17 protein-coding genes and 1 pseudogene are annotated in these 20,434 nt (G+C 62.3%); 10 read left to right on the top strand and 8 right to left on the bottom strand.

Annotated elements, in window-relative coordinates; genetic code table 11:
* Positions 1-3: 3 nt before the first annotated feature.
* From KHO23_RS28765 to KHO23_RS28740, 6 genes are all read right to left on the bottom strand, one after another.
* Positions 4-3,126: an MdtB/MuxB family multidrug efflux RND transporter permease subunit gene (locus KHO23_RS28765; protein WP_211615501.1), complete on the bottom strand. Its 3,123-nt coding sequence runs from the start codon at positions 3,124-3,126 to the stop codon at positions 4-6.
* 18 nt (positions 3,127-3,144) lie between these two features.
* The gene (locus KHO23_RS28760) at positions 3,145-4,572 is read right to left on the bottom strand and encodes an MdtA/MuxA family multidrug efflux RND transporter periplasmic adaptor subunit (RefSeq protein WP_211615500.1); all 1,428 of its coding nucleotides are present in this window, start codon (positions 4,570-4,572) and stop codon (positions 3,145-3,147) included.
* 387 nt (positions 4,573-4,959) lie between these two features.
* On the bottom strand, positions 4,960-5,796 hold the full coding sequence (locus KHO23_RS28755; protein ID WP_211615498.1) for an IclR family transcriptional regulator: 837 nt from the start codon (positions 5,794-5,796) through the stop codon (positions 4,960-4,962).
* 506 nt (positions 5,797-6,302) lie between these two features.
* The gene (gene merR, locus KHO23_RS28750) at positions 6,303-6,713 is read right to left on the bottom strand and encodes an Hg(II)-responsive transcriptional regulator (protein WP_211615496.1); all 411 of its coding nucleotides are present in this window, start codon (positions 6,711-6,713) and stop codon (positions 6,303-6,305) included.
* 348 nt (positions 6,714-7,061) lie between these two features.
* Positions 7,062-7,715 carry an NrsF family protein gene (locus KHO23_RS28745; protein WP_211615494.1) on the bottom strand — a complete coding sequence of 218 codons (654 nt, stop codon included), beginning with the start codon at positions 7,713-7,715 and terminating at the stop codon, positions 7,062-7,064.
* Positions 7,712-8,239 (bottom strand): sigma-70 family RNA polymerase sigma factor, encoded by a 528-nt coding sequence (locus KHO23_RS28740; protein WP_211615492.1) that lies wholly within the window; start codon positions 8,237-8,239, stop codon positions 7,712-7,714. The genes KHO23_RS28745 and KHO23_RS28740 overlap by 4 nt, the downstream gene beginning before the upstream one ends.
* 265 nt (positions 8,240-8,504) lie before the next feature.
* Here KHO23_RS28740 and bufA1 point away from each other — a divergent pair, with 265 nt between their 5' ends.
* The 7 genes from bufA1 to KHO23_RS28705 all read left to right on the top strand — a co-directional run bounded on the left by bufA1 (position 8,505) and on the right by KHO23_RS28705 (position 14,309).
* On the top strand, positions 8,505-8,825 hold the full coding sequence (gene bufA1 / locus KHO23_RS28735; RefSeq protein WP_211615490.1) for a BufA1 family periplasmic bufferin-type metallophore: 321 nt from the start codon (positions 8,505-8,507) through the stop codon (positions 8,823-8,825).
* A 16-nt stretch (positions 8,826-8,841) separates the two neighbouring features.
* Positions 8,842-9,732 carry an MNIO family bufferin maturase gene (gene bufB / locus KHO23_RS28730; RefSeq protein WP_211615487.1) on the top strand — a complete coding sequence of 297 codons (891 nt, stop codon included), beginning with the start codon at positions 8,842-8,844 and terminating at the stop codon, positions 9,730-9,732.
* On the top strand, positions 9,704-10,519 hold the full coding sequence (locus KHO23_RS28725) for an HvfC/BufC N-terminal domain-containing protein (protein ID WP_211615485.1): 816 nt from the start codon (positions 9,704-9,706) through the stop codon (positions 10,517-10,519). Before bufB ends, KHO23_RS28725 begins: the two co-directional genes overlap by 29 nt.
* Positions 10,516-10,998, top strand: coding sequence for a DoxX family protein (locus tag KHO23_RS28720; protein ID WP_211615483.1), 483 nt, complete (start codon positions 10,516-10,518; stop codon positions 10,996-10,998). Before KHO23_RS28725 ends, KHO23_RS28720 begins: the two co-directional genes overlap by 4 nt.
* Positions 10,999-11,127: 129 nt before the next feature.
* Complete coding sequence (gene pdhA, locus KHO23_RS28715) at positions 11,128-12,216, top strand: pyruvate dehydrogenase (acetyl-transferring) E1 component subunit alpha (protein WP_211615481.1); 1,089 nt, start codon at positions 11,128-11,130, stop codon at positions 12,214-12,216.
* Positions 12,209-13,189, top strand: coding sequence for an alpha-ketoacid dehydrogenase subunit beta (locus KHO23_RS28710; RefSeq protein ID WP_211615479.1), 981 nt, complete (start codon positions 12,209-12,211; stop codon positions 13,187-13,189). The genes pdhA and KHO23_RS28710 overlap by 8 nt, the downstream gene beginning before the upstream one ends.
* A 4-nt stretch (positions 13,190-13,193) precedes the next feature.
* Complete coding sequence (locus tag KHO23_RS28705; protein WP_211615477.1) at positions 13,194-14,309, top strand: dihydrolipoamide acetyltransferase family protein; 1,116 nt, start codon at positions 13,194-13,196, stop codon at positions 14,307-14,309.
* A gap of 40 nt (positions 14,310-14,349) precedes the next feature.
* Here KHO23_RS28705 and fusA read toward each other — a convergent pair whose 3' ends face one another.
* Positions 14,350-16,401, bottom strand: coding sequence for an elongation factor G (fusA, locus tag KHO23_RS28700; RefSeq protein WP_211615476.1), 2,052 nt, complete (start codon positions 16,399-16,401; stop codon positions 14,350-14,352).
* Between the two features lie 251 nt (positions 16,402-16,652).
* On the opposite strand from fusA, the gene KHO23_RS28695 reads away from it, so the two are divergent.
* The 3 genes from KHO23_RS28695 (at position 16,653) to KHO23_RS28685 (ending at position 19,769) form a co-directional block, all read left to right on the top strand.
* Positions 16,653-17,138, top strand: coding sequence for an aminoacyl-tRNA deacylase (locus KHO23_RS28695; RefSeq protein WP_211615474.1), 486 nt, complete (start codon positions 16,653-16,655; stop codon positions 17,136-17,138).
* Positions 17,139-17,220: 82 nt separating this feature from the next.
* Positions 17,221-17,958 carry a BON domain-containing protein gene (locus KHO23_RS28690; protein WP_211615472.1) on the top strand — a complete coding sequence of 246 codons (738 nt, stop codon included), beginning with the start codon at positions 17,221-17,223 and terminating at the stop codon, positions 17,956-17,958.
* A 236-nt stretch (positions 17,959-18,194) separates the two neighbouring features.
* Positions 18,195-19,769 (top strand): tetratricopeptide repeat protein, encoded by a 1,575-nt coding sequence (locus KHO23_RS28685; protein WP_236067024.1) that lies wholly within the window; start codon positions 18,195-18,197, stop codon positions 19,767-19,769.
* Positions 19,770-19,840: 71 nt separating this feature from the next.
* Here KHO23_RS28685 and KHO23_RS28680 read toward each other — a convergent pair.
* A pseudogene (locus KHO23_RS28680) lies at positions 19,841-20,326 on the bottom strand (DUF3734 domain-containing protein); the annotation flags it as partial.
* Positions 20,327-20,434: the final 108 nt, after the last annotated feature.

Genomic DNA, 20,434 nt, shown 5'->3' with positions numbered 1-20,434 from the left:
CGCTTAAGTCCCTGCATCGGTGGCGGGCGGCACAGGTTTGCCGCGATTGAAGCGCTCGCGCGCACGACGGGCGAGCGCGTCGAAGCCGAGATAGATCACCGGCGTGGTGAACAGTGTGAGCAACTGGCTGACGATCAAACCGCCGGCAATCGCGATACCGAGCGGGCGGCGCAACTCCGAGCCCGCGCCGGTGCCAAGCATCAGCGGCAGGGCGCCGAGCAGGGCGGCGAGCGTGGTCATCAGGATCGGCCGGAAGCGCAGCAAACACGCCTGATAGATCGCTTCACGCGGCGGCTTGCCTTCCTCGCGCTCGGCGTAGAGCGCGAAGTCGATCATCATAATGGCGTTCTTCTTGACGATACCGATCAGCAGCACGATACCAATGATGCCGATGATGTCCAGATCGTGCCCGGTAATCAACAGCGCGAGCAACGCGCCGACGCCTGCCGAGGGCAGCGTCGACAGAATCGTGATCGGGTGAATGAAGCTCTCGTACAGCACCCCGAGCACGATATACATCGTGACAATCGCCGCCAGGATCAGGAACAGTTCGTTCGACAACGACGCCTGGAACGCCAGCGCCGCGCCCTGGAAGCGCGTCTGGAACGATGCCGGCAGCCCGATATCTTTCTCCGCCTGATCGATTGCTTTCACCGCCGCGCCAAGCGAGGAGCCAGGTGCGAGATTGAAAGAAACGGTCGTGGCGGGGAATTGGCTCAGATGCGTGACCAGCAGCGGCGCGGGCTTCTCGATGAACTTCGCGATCGACGACAACGGCACCTGGCCGCCCGACGAAGTGGACGAGGGCAGGTAGATCGAATTCAGCGATTCCGTGTAGTGCTGCATCTGCGGCTGCGCTTCCAGAATCACGCGGTACTGGTTCGACTGCGTAAAGATGGTCGAGATGATGCGCTGGCCGAAGGCGTCATACAACGCGCTATCGACGGTGGCGGGCGTGATGCCGTAACGCGACGCGGTGGCGCGGTCGATTTCGATGTAGACCGACTGGCCGTTGTCCTGCAAGTCGGTGGCCACGTCCGCCAGTTCCGGCGACTGCTTCAGCCGTTCGACCAGCTTCGGCACCCACGTGGTGAATTCGCTGATGTTCGGGTCGGTCAGCATGAACTGGTACTGCGTCGGGCTGACAGTGGAATCGATCGTCAGATCCTGCACCGGCTGCATATAGAGCGACGCGCCCGGAATATGCGCGACGTCCTGCTGCAACTGGCGGATCACGTCGCTCGCGGTATTTTTGCGGTCGTCGCGCGGCTTCAGGTTGATCAGCATGCGGCCGCTGTTCAACGTGATGTTGCTGCCGTCCACACCGATGAACGAGGTCAGGCTTTCCACGTCGGGATTCTTCAGGATCTGCGCCGCGAGTTCCTGCTGGCGCTCGGCCATCGACGCATACGACACTGACTGCGGGGCCTGCGTGATGGCCTGGATCACGCCGGTGTCCTGCACCGGGAAAAAGCCCTTCGGAATGTACACGTACAGCACGCCGGTCAGCACCAGCGTGAGCACCGCGACGAACAGGGTGGCGCGTTGGCGGTTCAGCACCCAGGTGAGCGCGACCGCGTAACGGGCGATCACCCAGTCGATAAACCGATGGGCCTTCGCTTCAAACCGGTGGCTTTCGTGCGGCGGCGAGTGGCGCAGGAGCTTCGCGCACATCATCGGCACGAGCGTGAGCGAGACAACGGCCGAAATCACGATCGTCACAGTCAGCGTGATCGCGAATTCGTGGAACAGGCGCCCGACCACGTCGCCCATGAAGAGCAGCGGAATCAGCACGGCGATCAGCGAAACCGTCAACGAAATGATCGTGAAGCCGATCTGTTTCGAACCCTTCAGCGCGGCCTCCAATGGAGACTCGCCGTCTTCGACATAGCGCGCGATGTTCTCGATCATCACGATGGCATCGTCGACCACAAAGCCGGTCGCGATGGTCAACGCCATCAGCGAGAGGTTGTCCAGCGAGAAACCGCACAGGTACATCACCGCGAGCGTGCCGATCAGCGACAGCGGCACGGAGAGGCTCGGGATGATCGTGGCGTAGACGTTGGCGAGGAACAGGTACATGACCAGCACCACCAGCGCGACCGACATCAGCAATTCGAACTGCACGTCGCGCACGGAAGCGCGGATCGTAGTGGTCCGGTCGGTGACGATCTCAACCTCGAGTGCGGCCGGCAGCGACTGCTGCAATTTCGGCAGCAGCGCCTTGATGCTGTCGACCACCTGAATCACGTTCGCGCCCGGCTGGCGCTGCACGTTCAGGATGATCGCCGGCGTGTTGTTGACCCATGCGCCGAGCTTGGTGTTCTCCGCGCCCTGCACGATGGTGGCCACATCGGTCAGCATGACCGGGCGGCCGCCCTTGTACGCCACCACGGCGCTCTTGTAGGCGTCGGCGTCGGTCAGCTGATCGTTCGCGTTGATCGTGTAGTTGCGCGTCGGGCCGTCGAAGTTACCCTTCGGCGTGTTGACGTTCAGGTTCGAAATCGTGGTGCGCAGATCGTCCAGATTCAGACCGTATGCGGCAAGCGCGCGCGGGTTCGCCTGAATCCGCACGGCCGGGCGTTGACCGCCGGACAGGCTCACGAGGCCCACACCCGCCACCTGCGAGATCTTCTGCGCGAGACGCGTGTCGGCCAGATCCTGCACCTGCGTGAGCGGCATCGTTTTCGACGTGATCGCGAGCGTGATGATCGGCGCGTCGGCGGGATTGATCTTGGCGTAGATCGGCGGCGCGGGCAGGTCGGACGGCAGCAGGTTGCCCGCGGCGTTGATCGCCGCCTGGACTTCCTGCTCGGCGATGTCGAGCGGCAGATCGAGGCTGAACTGCAGCGTGATGATCGACGAGCCGGCCGAGCTTTGCGACGACATCTGATTCAACGACGGCATCTGCCCGAACTGACGTTCGAGCGGCGCGGTGACCGACGAGGTCATCACGTCCGGGCTCGCGCCCGGGTAGAAGGTCTGCACCTGGATCGTCGGATAGTCGACTTCGGGCAGCGCGGAGAGCGGCAGGAAGCGCAGCGCGACGAGGCCGACCAGCATGATCGCCGCCATCAGCAGCGCGGTGCCGACGGGTCGCAGAATAAAGGCGCGGGATGGATTCATGCGGTAGTTGCCGTGCCTTTATTGCGAGGCTTGCGCCGCGTGTTTGCCGTGATGCGCCCGGGCGCCGGATGCAGCCGAGGCAGCCGCCGCGCCACTCGCGCCACTTGCCCCACGGGCGCCGGAAGCGCCGCGCGGCTTGTCGGCCGGAATTGTGATCTTCGCGCCTTCTTTCAACCGGTCCGAACCGTCGATCACAACGCGCTCGCCGACTTGCAGGCCGGATTTGATGCTGGTGCGTTCGCCATCCACCGGGCCCACCTTGACCGGACGCACCGTTACCGTGTTGTCCGGCTTCACCACGTACACGAACGAGCCCATCGAGCCGTTCAGCACGGCCGGCGTCGGCACGATCACGGCGTCCTTGATCGTATCCACGAGGAGGCGTGTATTCACGAACTGATTCGGGAACAGCAGGTTCTTGTCGTTCTGGAACACCGCGCGCAGCTTGACCGTGCCGGTGGTGGTGTCGATCTGGTTATCCAGGGTTTCGAGCGAACCGCCTTCGAGCGACGTGGTGTTGCTGCGGTCGTATGCGGTGACCGAGAGCTTCGCGCCGGTTTGGGTCTGCTGGAGGATCTGCTGCAGATTGTCTTCGGAGGTGGTGAAGATCACGCTGATCGGCTGCAACTGCGTAATCACGACGATGCCGTTGGTCAGGCCTGGCGTCACGTAGTTGCCCGGATCGACCTGGCGCAAACCGACGCGCCCCGACACCGGCGCGGTGATGCGCGCATAAACGAGATCGAGCTTGAAGGTATCGATGTTCGCCTGGTCGGACTTCACCGTGCCCTCATACTGCCGCACGAGCGAGGCCTGCGTATCGACCTGCTGGCTGGCGATCGAGTCTTGCGAGAGCAGCGTCTGATAGCGCTTCAGGTCGAGGCGGGCGGTCTGCAGCAGCGCCTGGTCGCGCGCGAGCGTGCCTTGCGCGTTTTCCAGCGAAATCTGATAGGGGCGCGGGTCGATCTGGGCGAGCACGTCGCCTTTCTTGACCATCTGGCCTTCCTTGAAATACACGTCCTGTAGCACGCCGCTCAACTGCGGCAGCACGGTGACGTTCGCGAGCGGCGTGACCGTGCCGAGCGCGGTCAGCACGACCGGCATCTCACCCTGTTTGGCGGTTGCCACATGAACGGGCTGCGGCATGTTGGCGAGGCCGCCGGCGCCACCGCGACCCGGGCGGCTGCCGCTCGCACCACTCGCACCGGCAGCCGCGCTCGCGCTGCCGCCGGGCCCGCCCCACGGATGCCAGCGCCACACCACAACCCCGAGGATCACCAGCGCTGCCACGATCAGGGCGATCGTGCGGCCGCGATGGCGTTGGGGTGCGCCCGGCTCATTGCCGGGACCGCCAGCAGGCTTGCCTGTAGGGAGCGGTTTCGAACCGGGTTGAGAAGCCGGAGCGGCAGGGCGTGAGGTTTCCGGAAGCTTTTGTTGTTCGTCCATCGGTTCGGTCTGGTGACTGGCTTTGATGTGAGCCGCTCGTGCGTTTGCGCCGCTTCGACAGTTCGGCGGGCCGGCACGCAGGCGGCATGACAGGCGGTTTCGACAGCAGGCGCGCCGCAAATGTTCAGCGCGATGCTACCCGAGGCGCGGGACAAGGATGCTAACGGATTGCGCCATCGTGACAGGTCGGCGGGACGTTATCGAAGGGTGATAGCAGCAAGCCGGGCGCGCGCCCCGCGACGGGAATGCATGATCCTACGTTGCGGGCACTGTAACAGTCCACCCGTGTATTTTTCTTTTGATTACGAAGGTTACAGGACGTATCGAGAGTGGATTGAAAATGCCGAGGCTCGCCGATCGGCGAGCCTCGGCACGTTTCAGTGTGTTTCAGTTATCCAGCCGGCGCCCGGGTGCGCCGCCGATCTCGATAACGATCTTGCTGATGCATTCGAGCAGCGCCGGCGCCGCGCGCGAGATCAGCCAATCGCGCGGGCACTGATCCGCGGAGCCGCCGCAATTGACGGCATAGCGTTCGCCCGAGGGGCCGATGAACCCCGAGGCGATGGCGTTCAGGCCGTTGTACCATTCGCCCGTCGCGATCGCAAAGCCTTGCTCCGCGGTTTCCCGTAATGCGCTTATCAGACGGCTGCTGACGTGGCCCCAATCGTCGCCTTCGGCGGCCTGCAAACCGATCAGGAGTTTTTCGCGTTCCGGTTCGGTCAATGCCGACAGATAGGCACGGCCGACGGCGGTGCGGCTAAGGTTCATGCGCGAGCCGATCTCGAGGCGCGACACCAGCACCGCCGAACGTGGCCGGATCGCGTCGATCACGACCATGTCGAGGCGGTCGCGTACGGCCAGATGCACCGACAATGCGGTGCGTTCCGCGAGTTCGATGAGGAAGGGGCGCGCTCGTGCCCGGATGTCGAAGTTGCGCAGAAAGCCGTTGCTCAACTCCAGGACCGACGAGGTCAGCACGAATCGCTCGCTTTCGGGCAAGCGGAACAGGAAACCTGCGCTAACGAGCGTGGCGGTAATCCGCGAAACGGTCGGCTTGGGGATGCCGGTCAGCTCGGTCAATTCGCGATTACTGAGCGGCGCGTCGGCTGCGGCGATCGAGCGCAGCACGGTCAAACCGCGGGCCAACGCGGTGACTTCGTCGCCCGGGCCGTCTTTGTCTTTGACTGGGCCCGCAGCAGTGTGGGGGAGCGTCGGTCGGTTCATTTCGTTTTTTTGGAACTAGATTTCAGTTTTCTGTTCGCTTGCCTGCAAGCAACCGTTCCGCAAAGGCTTGGCGAGGGGCCCCAAAATGGGGCACGTAGTTCATTTTTCATCTGAAGATTCATTGTATCGGAATATTTTGCCGAAACGAACGAAGCCTCGTCAGATTTTGCTTGACTTAGTCAGCATAACCATAAAAAATGGAACCTCATTTCGAAAGACGGGTTCAGGTTCTGCATTTTGAAGTTTCGAACCAGCCGTGGCTCGCGGAGTGTGTGGTCGAGTGTCTAGAACAGTCCCCCGTAACAGTCCACGCAATGCCTGCCTCGAATATCGAGTCCGGCGTCCAGCATCGCGCCCGTCCAACTTTCGAATACCGTCTCTCAGGTTCTAGCACGGCCCTCGGAATGGCTAGAACTTTTTAAGGCGTCACGGCAACGTGACGCCTTTTTTTTATGCGTATCGCGGCACAACTAAGTCTGCGCCAATCGCAAATCCACGGTTCCTGCTCATTGGGTCAGCTCGCCGTCGCTCATGAGCGTGTCGATGAGTGGGCACGACACCTTGCCTTTCGACATCGAGCAGCGCTCGACCAGTGTTGCCAGTGCGGCTTCCAGCATGGACAAATCCTGAATGCGCTGGCGCACATCGACAAGCTTATGTTCGGCGATCGTGCGCGCGGCGTTGCAGGCTTGACCATCGTGCAGCGACAACAGGGCCTTCACCTCATCGAGCGAAAAGCCCAGCGACTGGGATCGCTTGATAAAGCGAAGCCTGGTCAGTATGACTGCAGGATATCGGCGGATGCCGCCAGCCGGTCGGGGTGGCGCCGACAGTAATCCGCGGCGATGGTAGTACCTCACTGTTTCGACGTTGACTTCTGCTGCTTCAGCCAGTTGTCCGATGGTCATTTCCTGCATGGCGCGCTTGACTCCGTACTTAGGTACGCACCCAGACTAGACTCAACCCGTTCGAAAGGGAAGTGCCATGCGACCTCGCTGGACCACCACGGGCTCCCTGCTCGCGGTTGCTTTCCACAGGCTCTACGCTAAATCTGAAGAATGTGCGGTGGGCGATGCTCGTACGGCACTAACAGGTGCCCGCCGATGCAGCAGTCTGGCTCCTGCTGCGCCTGACCAAACTTACGCGATAGGCCGTGCGCGACGTCGAGAGGATTGAGGACCCAAAGCTTCGTGCGAGTAGGGAACGCTCCAACGCGTGGTTTTCTTGAGGACGCTTCGTTTGCCATCGCGTGAGGCGTCCGGGTGTCAGCGCTGCACCACCCAACCCAAAAGTCGACGACCGTACCGGCCGCTCAACGACAGATAAAGCGCGGCGACGCCAAGATTCCACAGCAATATCATCGCCGAAGCGTCGAGCGGATGGAGAATCGACAATGCAACCGCAGTCATGGCGGCGACCGCGAGACTGCCCGCCATCGTCACCGGACCTGGTGACAGTCGAGCGACGTGGCGCAGCATAATCAGCATGACCAGCGATAGCGGTGTACCGACCAAGATCAGGGTAGCAAAGCATCTGGCCGTTTCGCCAAGGGACATGCCTTCCGGTCCAATCGTGACCCAATGGGTCAGGCAACCATAGCCAATCGTCGCTACCCAGACGAGAGAAGCCGGTGCCGGCAACAGAAGCCAATGGCGCGACATGCCTGGCACGCTGGCAAGGAAAGCACCGGTGGCGGCCAGAATGCCCGTTGCCATCGCCGCAGCTACGCCGATTGCAAATAGCGGCTGATGCAGTTTGACCAACAGGTCGGCACGCACCCCATGCGCGATACCAACGAAGAGCATCACGGCTGCGGCAAACAACAACCAGCAGGCTGCTCTCGCTGCGGGAGGCCACAGACGCCGGACCGGTGTTGCGTCCGCGACCAGCATGTCGATCAGGTCGGAGGTCCGAGTCATGATTTGCTACCTCGCTGCCGGAACATGTCCCGTAGTCGTTTCATTGCCCGGTGCGTGGCCACTTTCAATGCCGCAATCGAAGTTCCGCTTGCGGCCGCAGCCTCCTGCAGCGACATTTCTTCGAGTTTGAGCATTCGCATTGCGTCGCGCTGTCCGGCAGGCAATTGCCCGATAGCGTCCCTCACCTGGCGGGCATTCACGGCCTCTTCCTGTAGGTTCGCTGCATCGGCAGCAAAGGTTTCAAGCTCATTTTCCACTGACGTTTCATGTGAACCTATCCGCCCACTCCGGCGCAAGCTGTCGACGATGCGTCTGTTTGCGATAGCGACCAGCCACGGTCCGAACGGCCGTGCCGGGTCGTACGTGTCGCGGACCGAGTGAACAGTTAACAGCACGTCCTGAACTGCGTCCTCGATGTCGTCGGCATTCCGGATGTGCCGCGCCGCGAGCGCACGAAGATAGGGGGCGATGTCCTTGAGCAGCCGACGATAGGATTCCTGGTCGCCGGTCTGCGCGCGGGCCATGGTAACGGACCAGTCGAGTTTGCCGTCGGCACGGCTGGCGGCCGGTGCGGCCTGACCGGCCGGAGTGAGCGGCTCCAGGCCCTCTCTCTCGGAACCTGAAACGGGACTGGGTGGACGTGGATGCCTGAGCATGCGGAAATTTTGGGTCGCGGACGACAGATTGTCACGCAGAAAAACTTTGTCAGGGCAGTAACCTTTTGCAGCGCTCGGCCGAACTTTCCTACACGGCCGGAATGCCCGGCCGCAACCCCCAGGAGGAAGCGTGATGAACAAACATTTGATGGCCGTCTCGACCTTGTCTTCGGCAATCGGCCTGGCACTCGCCATGCAGGCGGTACCGGCCCAGGCCCAGACCATGAAGGACATGAGCGGAATGCCGCAAGTTGTGAAGGACAACATGGCCCGGATGCAAGCGAACAAACTGGAGAAGTGCTACGGCATCAACGCCGTATCGAAAAATGACTGCGCAGAAGGAGCCCATTCCTGTGCCGGGCAAGCCACCCAGGCGCGCGACGCCAAGTCATTCGTACTACTTCCCGCCGGAGACTGCAGCAAGATTCAGGGCGGCAAGCTGAAGCCTGCTTGAGCGAATGGGGGAGTTCATGGATGCCGCTTATGCCGCGTCGCAATGTGCCTATGGCCTGATTCCGGCGTGTGCTGGTGTTGGACTGCGCTTTCGACACCATCACGAGGTTGTCGAAGGGCACCCACCCGTCGCCTGGTTCGAGGTGCATACCGAGAACTACATGGGCGGGGGGAGTGCGCCTGGTTACCTGGACGCCATCCGCCGGGATTATCCAATCTCGCTCCATGGCGTTGGACTTTCTTTGGGCAGCGCCGAAGGCTTGGATGTCCGGCATCTGGAGCGCGTGCGCGACGTCATCAAGCGTGTTGAGCCCGGCTTGGTCTCCGAACACCTGTCCTGGAGCATCAGCAGTAGCGTCTACCTGGCCGACCTGCTGCCGCTGCCGATGACGGAAGAAGCGTTGAACATTGTCTGCGCCCATGTCGACCAGGTCCAGACTTGCCTGCAGCGGCAGATTTCATTAGAAAACCCGTCCACCTATTTGCGGTTTCACCACTCAACCATCCCGGAATGGGAATTCTTAGCCGAGGTCGCGCGGCGCACGGGGTGCGGCATCCTCTGTGACGTCAACAATATTTATGTCAGTGCCAGCAATCACGGCTGGAATGCACTGGCCTATCTCGATGCTCTGCCGGCGGAGTCGGTTACCGAGGTTCACCTGGCCGGGCACAGCGTCCGGCAGCTTGACCGAGGCCAGACAATTCGCATCGACGACCACGGCTCGCGCGTCGCACCTCCCGTGTGGGACCTGTTTGAGCAAGCGCTCAGGCGCTTTGGACCGGTTCCCACGCTGATTGAATGGGACACCGATGTACCGGCGCTTGACGTTCTGATGGAAGAAGCTGCAATTGCAGAGGCCGCTATTGAGAGGTTGCGAAATGACAACTTGTGCACCCACGCTGCTTGAGTTGCAATGCGCGGTCCGCCGGGATTTGCTCGGGCTTGCCGATGGCGACGCATCCGGGTACGTGGTGTCGGACGGCCTGGCTCCTCAGGCACGGCTCGCCATCTATCGAAATACGGCGAACAGCACACTGCTAACGGCACTCAAGCTGACTTATCCAGCCGTACAGGCTCTGGTCGGGTCGGAATTCTTCGAAGGCGCAGCCCGACTTTTTATTGAGCAATGCCCAGCGTCGAACGCACTGCTGGACAGCTACGGCGCGTTGTTTGCGGAATATCTGGCACACATGCCGGAAGCGGCGTCACTCGCCTATCTGCCCGATACGGCACGACTTGAATGGGCCGTGAATGAAGCGCTGCACGCAGTGGACGCAAAGCCACTTGACCTGCAACGCCTCGCGCAACTGGATGAGGCCGACCTGCAAGCCGTACGGTTTTTGCCGAGTCCTGCAGTGCGGGTGCTTGAGTCGCCCTTTCCCGTCGATGCCATCTGGCGCGCGGTGTTGTCCCAGGACGATAGCGCATTGGCAACCATCAATCTGGCCGCTGACCCGGTCTGGTTGGTTATCCACCGTGGGCCTTTGGGTGTCGAGGTGAGCCGGATGGCGAAAGGGCAATGCCGGTTCACGGCAGCCTTGCTTGCGGGGCGGTCTTTGCATGACGCCCTTGCCGACGTGCCGGACGCAGAGACCTCTGTCTGGCTCGCACACCTTCTTGCATCGGGATGCTTTGTCGACGTGTGCCTATCGAATCAGGCATCCAGCCGAACAATTGGGAGGCAAGACACATGAGGCCGGAATCTCAATCCGCTCGTCGCAGTTCGATGCTGACCGACCGGGCACGACGTGCCGTCGAGTGGCTGGAGCGCGTGCCGTATACCGTTCTCGCGCTTCCACTAAGGCTTGCTGTTGCCACGATCTTCTGGAACTCGGCGATGACCAAGCTGGCCGACTGGAACGCTGCGCTCGAGTTGTTCAGGGAAGACTATCGACTACCGTTGCTTCCTCCCGAGCTTGCCGCCTACCTGGCGGTGTCAATTGAACTAACCACGCCCGTTCTGCTTGTATTCGGTCTCGCGACGCGACCGGTAGCATTGGTCCTGCTCGGCATGACAACGATCATCGAGGTGTTCGTGTATCCGCAGGCATGGCCCACGCACATTCAGTGGGCGGCGATGCTGCTGGTTCTGCTGTGCCGGGGCGCCGGCAGTTGGTCATTGGACTACCTGTTATACAGACGCTGTAGTAGCCACCCAACATCGAGCGTGTGACGCGATGAATGCGCCTGTTCTGGAATCGACCCTCTTTGCGTGCGCGAGGCCCGCCGTGTTCGTACGGTAGCGCGCATGCGCGCGAACGCCGGCGCGTATACGATGTCCGAATGAACATGGAGGACGGTCATGACGACGGCTGCCAGTTTTCATATCGGCTACACGCAATACCTTGGCCCCGACGGCGAGCCTGCCCAGCCGTTGCCTGCGTTTGCGCGGGACCCGGCGGCGCTGATTCCGCTCTATCGCGCGATGGTGCTGACACGGGCGTTCGACACCAAAGCCGTCGCACTGCAGCGAACCGGCAAGCTCGGCACGTTCGCATCGTCGGTGGGACAGGAGGCGATTGGCGTTGGCGTCGCCAGCGCGATGCAACCCGATGACGTGCTGTTTCCTTCCTATCGCGATCACGCCGCGCAATTGCTGCGCGGCGTCACGATGACGGAAAGTCTGCTGTATTGGGGCGGCGACGAACGCGGCAGCGACTTCAGCGTGCCGCGCGACGATTTCCCGAACTGTGTGCCGATCGGCACGCAGGTGTGCCATGCCGCCGGCGCGGCCTACGCGTTCCAGTTGCGGCATGAGTCGCGCGTCGCGGTGGCGATATCGGGCGACGGCGGCACCTCCAAAGGCGACTTCTACGAAGCGATGAACATGGCCGGCGTCTGGCGGGCGCCGCTTGTCCTTGTGGTCAATAACAACCAGTGGGCGATCTCGGTGCCACGCAGCCGCCAGAGCGCTGCGCAAACGCTCGCGCAAAAAGCGATCGCTGCGGGAATCGACGGGCTGCAGGTTGACGGCAACGATGTGATCGCGGTGCACCATGTGGTTCACGCGGCGCTCGCCAAAGCGCGTCGCGGCGATGGCCCGACGCTGATCGAAGCGCTCAGCTATCGCCTGGGCGATCACACGACAGCCGATGACGCCACGCGCTATCGCGACGCCGAGGTCCTCAGTGAGCAATGGGCTTACGAACCATTGCTGCGCCTGCGCACTTACCTGATCAGGATGAACGTCTGGGACAAGGCGCAGGATGAGCAACTCGGCCGCGCGTGTCTTGCGCAGGTCGAGCAGGCCGTCGACGCGTATCTGGCGGTCCCGCAGCCCGACACATCCGCCATGTTCGATCATCTGTACGAGACCTTGCCGTTGGCGATGCGCGAGCAACGGGCGATGGCGCAGCAATTCGCGCCTGCCACGGGGAACCACCATGGCTGAGCTCAACATGGTCGAGGCGCTCAATCTGGCGCTCGCCTGCGAACTCGCGCACGACCCGGCCGTCGTGCTGCTCGGCGAGGATATCGGCGTGAACGGCGGGGTGTTCCGCGCGACGGTCGGGTTGCAGGCGCGATTCGGCGTCGAGCGGGTGATCGATACACCGCTGGCCGAAACCGCGATTGCCGGCACCGCGATCGGCATGGCCGCGATGGGTCTGAAGCCGGTTGTGGAGATCCAGTTCAGCGGTTTCATTTATCCGGCCATCGATCACATTCTGAACCACGCATCGCGTCTGCGGCATCGAACACGCGGGAGGCTGACGTGCCCGCTCGTGATCCGTGCGCCGTGCGGCGCGGGCATTCACGCACCGGAGCATCATTCCGAAAGCCCCGAAGCCTTGTTCACCCACATCCCCGGCTTGCGCGTCGTGACACCGTCGTCTCCTGCGCGCGCATACGGCTTGCTGCTTGCGTCGATCCGCGATCCGGACCCGGTGATCTTCTTCGAGCCGACGCGGTTGTACCGGCTCTTCAAGCAAGCGGTGGAGGACGACGGCGAAGCGTTGCCGCTCGACACGTGCTTCACGCTGCGCGAGGGGTCCGACGTCACCCTGGTGAGTTGGGGCGGCGCGGTGCAGGACGTACAGGCCGCGGCCGAGCTGCTTGCGCAGGAAGGCGTGATGGCCGAAGTGATCGACGTGGCGACACTCAAGCCGCTCGACATGAACACCATTCTCGCTTCAGTGGCGAAAACCGGACGCTGCGTGATCGTGCACGAGGGCTCGCGCACTGGCGGGGTTGGCGCGGAGATTGCCGCCAATATTGCCGAGCGCGGACTCTACTCGCTGCTCGCGCCGGTGCAACGTGTCACGGGATATGACGTGGTGGTGCCGCTGTACAGGCTCGAGAATCACTATATGCCAGGCACGGAGCGCATCGTTGCCGCGGTCAGGCAGACTCTGGAGGCGTCGTGAAGCCATGAAAGTCTTCAAACTGCCCGATCTCGGCGAAGGCTTGCAGGAAGCTGAGATTGTCGAATGGCACGTTAAGAGCGGCGACGAGATTCTCGCGGATCAACCGCTGCTATCGGTCGAAACGGCGAAAGCGATCGTCGAGATTCCGTCGCCTCAATCCGGCCGCATCGCGAAGCTGTTCGGCCAGCCGGGCGACGTCGTGCATCTGGGTGCGCCGCTTGCCGCATTCGAAGGCGAGGCCGACGAAGCCGATGCCGGCACCGTGGTCGGGCATATGCAGGTCGGCCAGCACGTCGTGCCGGAAACGCCGGCCGTGCCCGGCAGCGGCATGGGCGCGGGTGCCGGCGTGATCAAGGCGATCCCGGCGGCGCGGGCGCTCGCGCGCAAGCTGGATGTCGATCTGGCGATGGTGACGCCATCGGGGCCGGAGGGCGTCATCACGGCGGCGGACGTGCAGCGTGTCGCGAAGGTTCTCGCCGAACTCGGGCCGCCCGAAGTGCTGCGCGGTGTGCGGCGCGCGATGGCTCAGAACATGGCGCGCGCGCAGAGCGAAGTCGCGGCGGCAACCGTCATCGACGATGCCGACATTCATGCGTGGCCGCCCGATACCGATGTCACGATCCGCCTGATCCGCGCGCTGGTGGCAGGATGCCGGGCCGAACCGGGGCTCAACGCCTGGTTCGACGGACATACGGGACGGCGTCATGTACTGGAGAAAATCGATCTTGGCATTGCCGTCGATTTGCCGGATGGCCTGTTCGTCCCGGTGTTGCGCAACGTCGCGCTACGCGACCCGGCAGATCTGCGTGGCGGGCTCGACCGGATGCGTGCCGATATCCGGGCTCGCAAGATTCCGCCGGACGAACTGCGCGGCAATACGATCACCCTGTCGAATTTCGGCATGATCGCCGGTAAATATGCGTCGCCCATTGTGGTGCCGCCTACCGTCGCGATTCTCGGCGCCGGGCGCATTCACGAGCAGGTCGTGGCCGAAGCCGGGGTGCCCGCCGTGCATCGGATCTTGCCGCTGAGTCTGACCTTCGACCATCGGGTCGTCACAGGCGGCGAGGCGGCGCGTTTTCTTGCCGCGACGATGGCGGATCTGCAGATGGCACGGTAGCGCTGCGTACCCGGCATACCCGGCATGCCGCTCATGCCGCTCACGGCGCCGCGCTGTCGCCCTGTTTTTTGTGCTGCGACGCCATGCGCTCCTGCTGAGCGGGGGACACCGGATCGTAATGGCTGAGCTCGATGCTGTAGTGACCGTGCCCGCCGGCAATAGCGTTCAGACGCGACTGATAGTCGTTGAGCTCGGACAACGGCACTTGCCCCGCAACCACCACGGCATTGCCCGCGGCCGTACGCGTGCCATGCACCTGGCCGCGCTTGGCGGAGAGGTCGCCGATGATGTCGCCCATCGCGGCTTCCGGCGTCATCACCTCGATGTCCATGATGGGTTCGAGCAGAATGGGCTGGGCTTTCAGCACCGCATCGATGAAGGCCTTGCGTCCGGCGGCGACGAACGCCACTTCCTTGGAATCGACGGAATGACTCTTGCCGTCGAAGACGGTAACGCGCACGTCCTGCATCGGGAAGCCGGCAAGCGGTCCGCTGTCGATGACTTGCAGAATGCCTTTCTCCACGGCCGGCATGAACTGGCCGGGAATGGCGCCGCCCTTGACCGCGTCGACGAACTCGAAGCCCGTGCCGCGCGGCAGCGGCTCCACGCGCAGCATCACTTCGCCGAATTGTCCGGCGCCGCCGGTTTGCTTCTTGTGGCGATAATGCCCTTCGGCTTTGGCGCCGATGGTTTCCCGATAGGCGATCTTCGGCGGCCGGGTCACGACGTCGAGCTTGTACTGCTCGGCCAGGCGTTCCAGCATGAGGCGCAGATGCAACTCGCCCAGACCTCGCACCACCGTCTCGTTGGTGCCGACCGGGTGTTCGATGCGCAGGCAAGGGTCTTCCGCACTCAGCTTTTGCAGAATCTCCCACAGACGCTGCTCGTTGCCCTGGCGCGCCGGTTCGATCGCGAGGCCATAGACGGGCGTGGGAAAGTCGAGCGGGGTCAGGTGAATATTGCCGTCCTCGGGAGCGTCATGCAGCACGGCATCGAAGCCGATCTCGTCGACCTTGGCTGTGGCGCAGATATCGCCTGGACCGGCCTGCGGGACCTCCACGTGCTCTTTGCCCTGCAACATCATGAGATGGGCGACCCTGAACGGCTGGCGCCCGTCGCCGACATAGAGCTGGCTGTCCCGCCTGACCGTGCCCTGATGAATCCGAAACACGGCCATTTTGCCGATGTAAGGGTCCACGACGATCTTGAAGGCATGGGCCAATACATGCTTGTCGGCGTCCGGTTCGGCGCGCATGACTTGCTGGCGGCCGTCTGCCTCGCGGTAGAAAAGCGGCGGGTTGCCTTCCATGGGATTGGGCAGGAGCCGGACGAACACGTCGAGCAATTCGGCAATGCCGGCGCCATTGGCCGCCGACGTGAAGCAAACCGGCACCAGATGACCTTCGCGCAGCGCCCGCTCGAAGGGCTCGTGCAACTGCTCCGGGCTGATGTCCTCGCCTTGCTCCAGGTAAAGCTCCATCAAGGCAGGGTCGATCTCGACCACCTGATCGATCAGCGCATTGTGCGCGGCCGCAACCGACAGGAAATCGGCGTCGCCGCCGGGGTTGAAAAAGCAGTCCACCACCTGTTGGCCGTGCTGCGCTGGGAGATTGATGGGCAGGCATCCCTTGCCGAAGGTCTCCTGAATCTGAGTCAGCAGCCCCGGAAGATCGACCTTTTCGCCATCGATGCCGTTCACGACAATCATTCTGCAGAGCTTGCGTTGTTCCGCCCACGCCATCATGCGCCGGGTGGTCATTTCGATACCGGTCTGCGCATTGATGACAATGGCGGCAGTTTCCACCGCCGGCAGGGCACTGATCGACAGCCCGGAAAAATCCGGGTAGCCGGGTGTATCCAGCAGATAAATGCGGGTATCCCGGTAGTGCAGGTGGGCGACAGCGGAACTCAGGGAGTGGTGATATTTGCGTTCGAGCGGGTCGAAATCGCAGACCGTGGTGCCGCGCTCCACGCTGCCGGGCGCGTGTAATGCGCCGCCCTGATGCAGCAAAGCTTCGACGATCGATGTCTTGCCACATCCGGCATGCCCGACCAGGGCGATGGTGCGGATGGCGTCGGGGGTGTAACGCATGGCCGCCCTCGTCCAGTAGTGGATGTGGGGCCATTATTGGCGAAAACGGAGCCGCTTGCTACCCGTGTGCTACCCGCGTGCTACCCATGTTCCACGCGTGCGCCATACGGAGTGATCGTGCCCTTGGCCATCATGCCTGCGCACTGACAGCGCGACTGGCCGCATGTTTTCACACGCGAGCTAAAGCGACCTATCCTTAAGGGATCTTGAGCAACAGTCTTCCGTTTCCTATTTTCCTGAGGAGGTGCGTCATGTCGATGTCTGCCACGCTTCAGGAGTGCCTGCGCAGCAAGGGCTCCCAGTACGAAATCGTGCATCATCCGCACAGCCATTCCAGCATCGAAACCGCGGCGGCAGCGCATATTCCCGGTGACCGTCTCGCCAAAACCGTACTGTTCGAAGACGAACACGGCTACGTGGCGGCTGTGCTGCCATCGACCTACGCCGTGCGGCTGTCCGAGCTTTGGGCAAAGACCGGGCGCCACCTCCTGCTGGCTAAAGAGGTCGATCTAAGGGAGCTGTTCAAGGATTGCGACGCGGGAGCGCTTCCGCCGGTATGTACGGCCTATGGCATGCGGACCTATCTCGACGAGAGCCTTGCCCTGCAACCGGACGTCTATTTTGAGGCCGGCGATCATGAAGCGTTGATTCACATGGGCACGGATCAATTCCTGGATCTGATGGACCGCGCCGAACGGATCCGCTTCGCCCGTCGCATGGCGGGCACGCCGAGTTGAGCGGCGCCCGTCGGGTGCGGCCAGGCTTGCGCAGCGCAGCATCAAGGGCGCTGCGTCACCCAACCTTTGCGCGAGGCAGATCATGCAACGCAGCGATACGGTCCTGAAGCAGGTGATGGCAGCCTTCGAACGCGAATCACACCTGAAGCTCCGGAATCATCCCGTTCATATGAGCTTCGACGGCGGCGCCTTGACCGTGACAGGCGAGGTGCCCGATATCACATCCAAGAAACGCCTTCTTCAGTTGACCCAGAGACACTGCGAGGGGGCGCGTCTGGTTGACCAATTGCGTGTTACCGCCAACCCGTCGATCGGTGATGGCGAGTTGCGCACACGTCTTTGCGAGCGGCTGGCGCAGACGGCGGAGTTTCGCAACTGCGTGATCTGCGCGCGCGTCAAGGGCCAGCTTGAAGTGTTGCACGGCACCATGGACGAGGCTGGCAACGACGGCAGCGGCGTCGTTGAAGTGACGGTCGAGGACGGCGTAGTGACTTTGACGGGGCAGGTGGGCAGTCTGTCCCACCGGCGCCTCGCAAGTGTGACGGCCTGGTGGGTCGGCGGCTGTCGCGACGTGGTGAACCTGCTGGAGTTGGTGCCCGCCGAAGCAGACGACGACGATGAGATTTCCGAGGCTTTGCACCTGGTGCTCGAAACCGATCTGCGTGTGCGCGCCGAGCAGATCACCATCAAAGTGGAAAATCACAGGATCACGCTCGCAGGCTGGGTGGCGACCGAAGCGGAAAGACGGCTGGCGGAACAGGACGCCTGGTGTCTGGATGCGATCGATGGCGTCGTCAATCGCATCCAGGTGGGAGCCTGATTCGACTGCAGGCTCGTTGTGTAGTCCGGACGTTACTGCTTTCCACGAAACGGCAGGCGTGACGGAAAATGTGTGCGCGCAAGATTTTGCCGGGCGTGGCGATAATTGCATTGTCCGTGGGATGCCTCGCAGCGGACGTGGCGAGTTCGTGTTCTCCGGCGTTCTCTGAGGTCGATGTCAAAAACGGCCTCAAAGTACAGACGGATTGCGGACTCCCGGCTCGAACCCTCAACCGCTTGACCATTCAGTTGAACCGTGCGGTGCGGCGCGCCGAACTTGCCGATGCCCAGATAGTCTCGCTCGCGAAAGCAACCAACGTGATACTCGGTGCGGTACATACGCAATCGGACCGTATTGGGGGTAAGACCGATTCCGCGTTTGCCCATGTCGAGCCGCTCGTTGAGCGCCTTGTCGAGCAAATCAGGGCGCAGCCCGACGCAGCCCTCGCAGCGGAAGCCCGGCAATGGTCCGCACGTTACAAGGATCTGCGCAGCAGATCCTCGATCGAACGGAGTCCTGATTCTCCTGAATCGCGGATCGACGACGCGCTCAAGCGCCTGGATCTGGAGGGCGCCGTACAACTGCTGACCCAGCTGCTTGCCGAAACACAGGGAACTGCGCAAGTGTTCGCGGCGCGTTCTTATGAGGCTGGCGAGATCGAATTGCTGCGTTTCGCGCCGCAGAATGCCCTGCCGTATCTGGACAAGGCCTACGCGTTGCAACCGGAAGATAGCGATATCGCGACCGCGTTTGCCGACACGTTGCTGGCGCAACGCGAGTATGAACGTGCAGAGCCGATTTACCGGACGCTGTTGTCGCGCTATCAGGTGCTGGCGCAGGAGAAGCCTGCCGCCTACGAGCCCCGGATTGCGCGCACGCTCGACAAGCTGGGCAATCTCTACGTTGGGCTGCAACGTCCCAAGGATGCGGAGGCCGCCTATCTGCGGGCGCTGGAGACCTATTGGGGCCTGGCGAAACAGAACCCGGTGGCTTACGGGCCCGCCGTGGCAGAAACTTTCGACAACCTCGGCGCCCTATATCGCGATACGCAGCGCCTGAAAGAAGCGGCAGATGCTTATCGTGAAGCACTGGACATCGATCGTGCGTTGGCTTATCACGATCCCGCGACCTACCGACCCGAGATGGCGACTACGCTCAACGATCTCGGCATTCTGAACGGCGCCACCCAACACATGAGCGATGCGGAGCAGGCGTATTGCGAGGCGCTGAACATCCAGCGGACTCTCGTGCGAAGCAATCCCGCGGCCTACCGCCCGGCGCTCGCTCGTACGCTGAACAATCTCGGCAACCTTTATAGCGCGACGCAACAACTGCGCGAAGCCGAGCATGCCTACAACGAAGCGCTAACGATCCGGCAGGAGCTTGCCCGGGAGAGTCCAGCACTCTATCGGCCCGATGTGGCGCGCACGCTGACCAATCTCGGCGCGCTCTATCGTGCCACGCAACGGCCGAACGAGGCGCAGCGCGCTTATCAGCAGGCCTTGCAGGTCTATCGTGTGCTCGCGGGGGAAACCCCGCATGTCTATCAGCCAGACGAAGCGCGGACGTTGAACAATCTGGGCGTCCTCTTCAGTCACAGCGGACGCCCACGCGAGGCTGAAGACGCATACCGGAGCGCGCTGGACATCTATCGGACGCTGTCGCGAGAAACCCCAGCGCGCTACCGCCAGGATGAAGCGCGGACCCTCGGCAACCTGAGCACACTCCTGCGCCAGACTCAACGGCCGCTTGAGGCCGAGGAGATCAGGCGAGAAGCAGCCCGTCTTTCCGACACAACGGACGCGCCGTAGATCGCAGCCACGATAAAAAGCGCGATCGGTGCGCGCATGACGAGCACCGCATCGGCGAGCCGGATCATGAATTATCTTTGGCCATCCACGGAGGCCATTCGAAAGATTGAGATGCCTTCCATCGGGTCCAGTGTTTCGCGCCAGGGCGCACGCTCCAGCAAGCGGATCGTGTCGTCATACCCGGCGGCCCAGCGCCGCTCGATGCCATTCGACGAAAAATCGATATCCCTGTTCAAATCGTCGTTATCGAACGTCGGCGCGTCGAGTTCCAATACTTGCATCGTCGTGCCGCAGCCCCATCCGATGAGCGCCTGAACCTCCGGCGAATCGCGTTTCTCTTCCGGGATGTACTGGCCGAGTTCGCGAATCACGTGACGCAGCCGGTGAATCTGCTTCTGCCGATCGAGGTGGCTTTCCGCGCGACTCGAATACTGAATGTCGCGCTGCCGGCTCATGACCTGCAAGATGGATTCGGGCTCCGGACCGCTCGATGGCCACAACTGCACCGAAAAAATCACGGAGCTGCTGCGCGGCCGATCATCGAGCACGGCTTCTAGTCTTACTGTGTCAATAAAATATTCACATCAAAGCGATACCTGGTAGTATTGAATAATACAGACTTTGGATGATCGCGATGAGAGAAGATATCGACGAATTTGACGCGT

The organism is Paraburkholderia haematera, assembly GCF_905220975.1.
Classification (GTDB): Bacteria; Pseudomonadota; Gammaproteobacteria; order Burkholderiales; family Burkholderiaceae; genus Paraburkholderia; species Paraburkholderia haematera.
Note: the sequence above shows the minus strand (reverse complement) of the source record. Positions and strands in the feature narration are given on the sequence as shown.

Coding starts and splice junctions, on each gene's coding strand:
- KHO23_RS28705 (WP_211615477.1), top strand. CDS start 13,194: ATGAAAGTCTTCAAACTGCCCGATCTCGGCGAAGGCTTGCAGGAAGCT.
- KHO23_RS28740 (WP_211615492.1), bottom strand. CDS start 8,239: ATGGCCCGCGCGCAGACCGGCGACCAGGAATCCTATCGTCGGCTGCTC.
- bufA1 (WP_211615490.1), top strand. CDS start 8,505: ATGAACAAACATTTGATGGCCGTCTCGACCTTGTCTTCGGCAATCGGC.
- KHO23_RS28745 (WP_211615494.1), bottom strand. CDS start 7,715: ATGACTCGGACCTCCGACCTGATCGACATGCTGGTCGCGGACGCAACA.
- KHO23_RS28765 (WP_211615501.1), bottom strand. CDS start 3,126: ATGAATCCATCCCGCGCCTTTATTCTGCGACCCGTCGGCACCGCGCTG.
- KHO23_RS28695 (WP_211615474.1), top strand. CDS start 16,653: ATGTCGATGTCTGCCACGCTTCAGGAGTGCCTGCGCAGCAAGGGCTCC.
- KHO23_RS28690 (WP_211615472.1), top strand. CDS start 17,221: ATGCAACGCAGCGATACGGTCCTGAAGCAGGTGATGGCAGCCTTCGAA.
- KHO23_RS28720 (WP_211615483.1), top strand. CDS start 10,516: ATGAGGCCGGAATCTCAATCCGCTCGTCGCAGTTCGATGCTGACCGAC.
- merR (WP_211615496.1), bottom strand. CDS start 6,713: ATGCAGGAAATGACCATCGGACAACTGGCTGAAGCAGCAGAAGTCAAC.
- KHO23_RS28725 (WP_211615485.1), top strand. CDS start 9,704: ATGACAACTTGTGCACCCACGCTGCTTGAGTTGCAATGCGCGGTCCGC.
- KHO23_RS28710 (WP_211615479.1), top strand. CDS start 12,209: ATGGCTGAGCTCAACATGGTCGAGGCGCTCAATCTGGCGCTCGCCTGC.
- fusA (WP_211615476.1), bottom strand. CDS start 16,401: ATGCGTTACACCCCCGACGCCATCCGCACCATCGCCCTGGTCGGGCAT.
- bufB (WP_211615487.1), top strand. CDS start 8,842: ATGGATGCCGCTTATGCCGCGTCGCAATGTGCCTATGGCCTGATTCCG.
- KHO23_RS28755 (WP_211615498.1), bottom strand. CDS start 5,796: ATGAACCGACCGACGCTCCCCCACACTGCTGCGGGCCCAGTCAAAGAC.
- pdhA (WP_211615481.1), top strand. CDS start 11,128: ATGACGACGGCTGCCAGTTTTCATATCGGCTACACGCAATACCTTGGC.
- KHO23_RS28760 (WP_211615500.1), bottom strand. CDS start 4,572: ATGGACGAACAACAAAAGCTTCCGGAAACCTCACGCCCTGCCGCTCCG.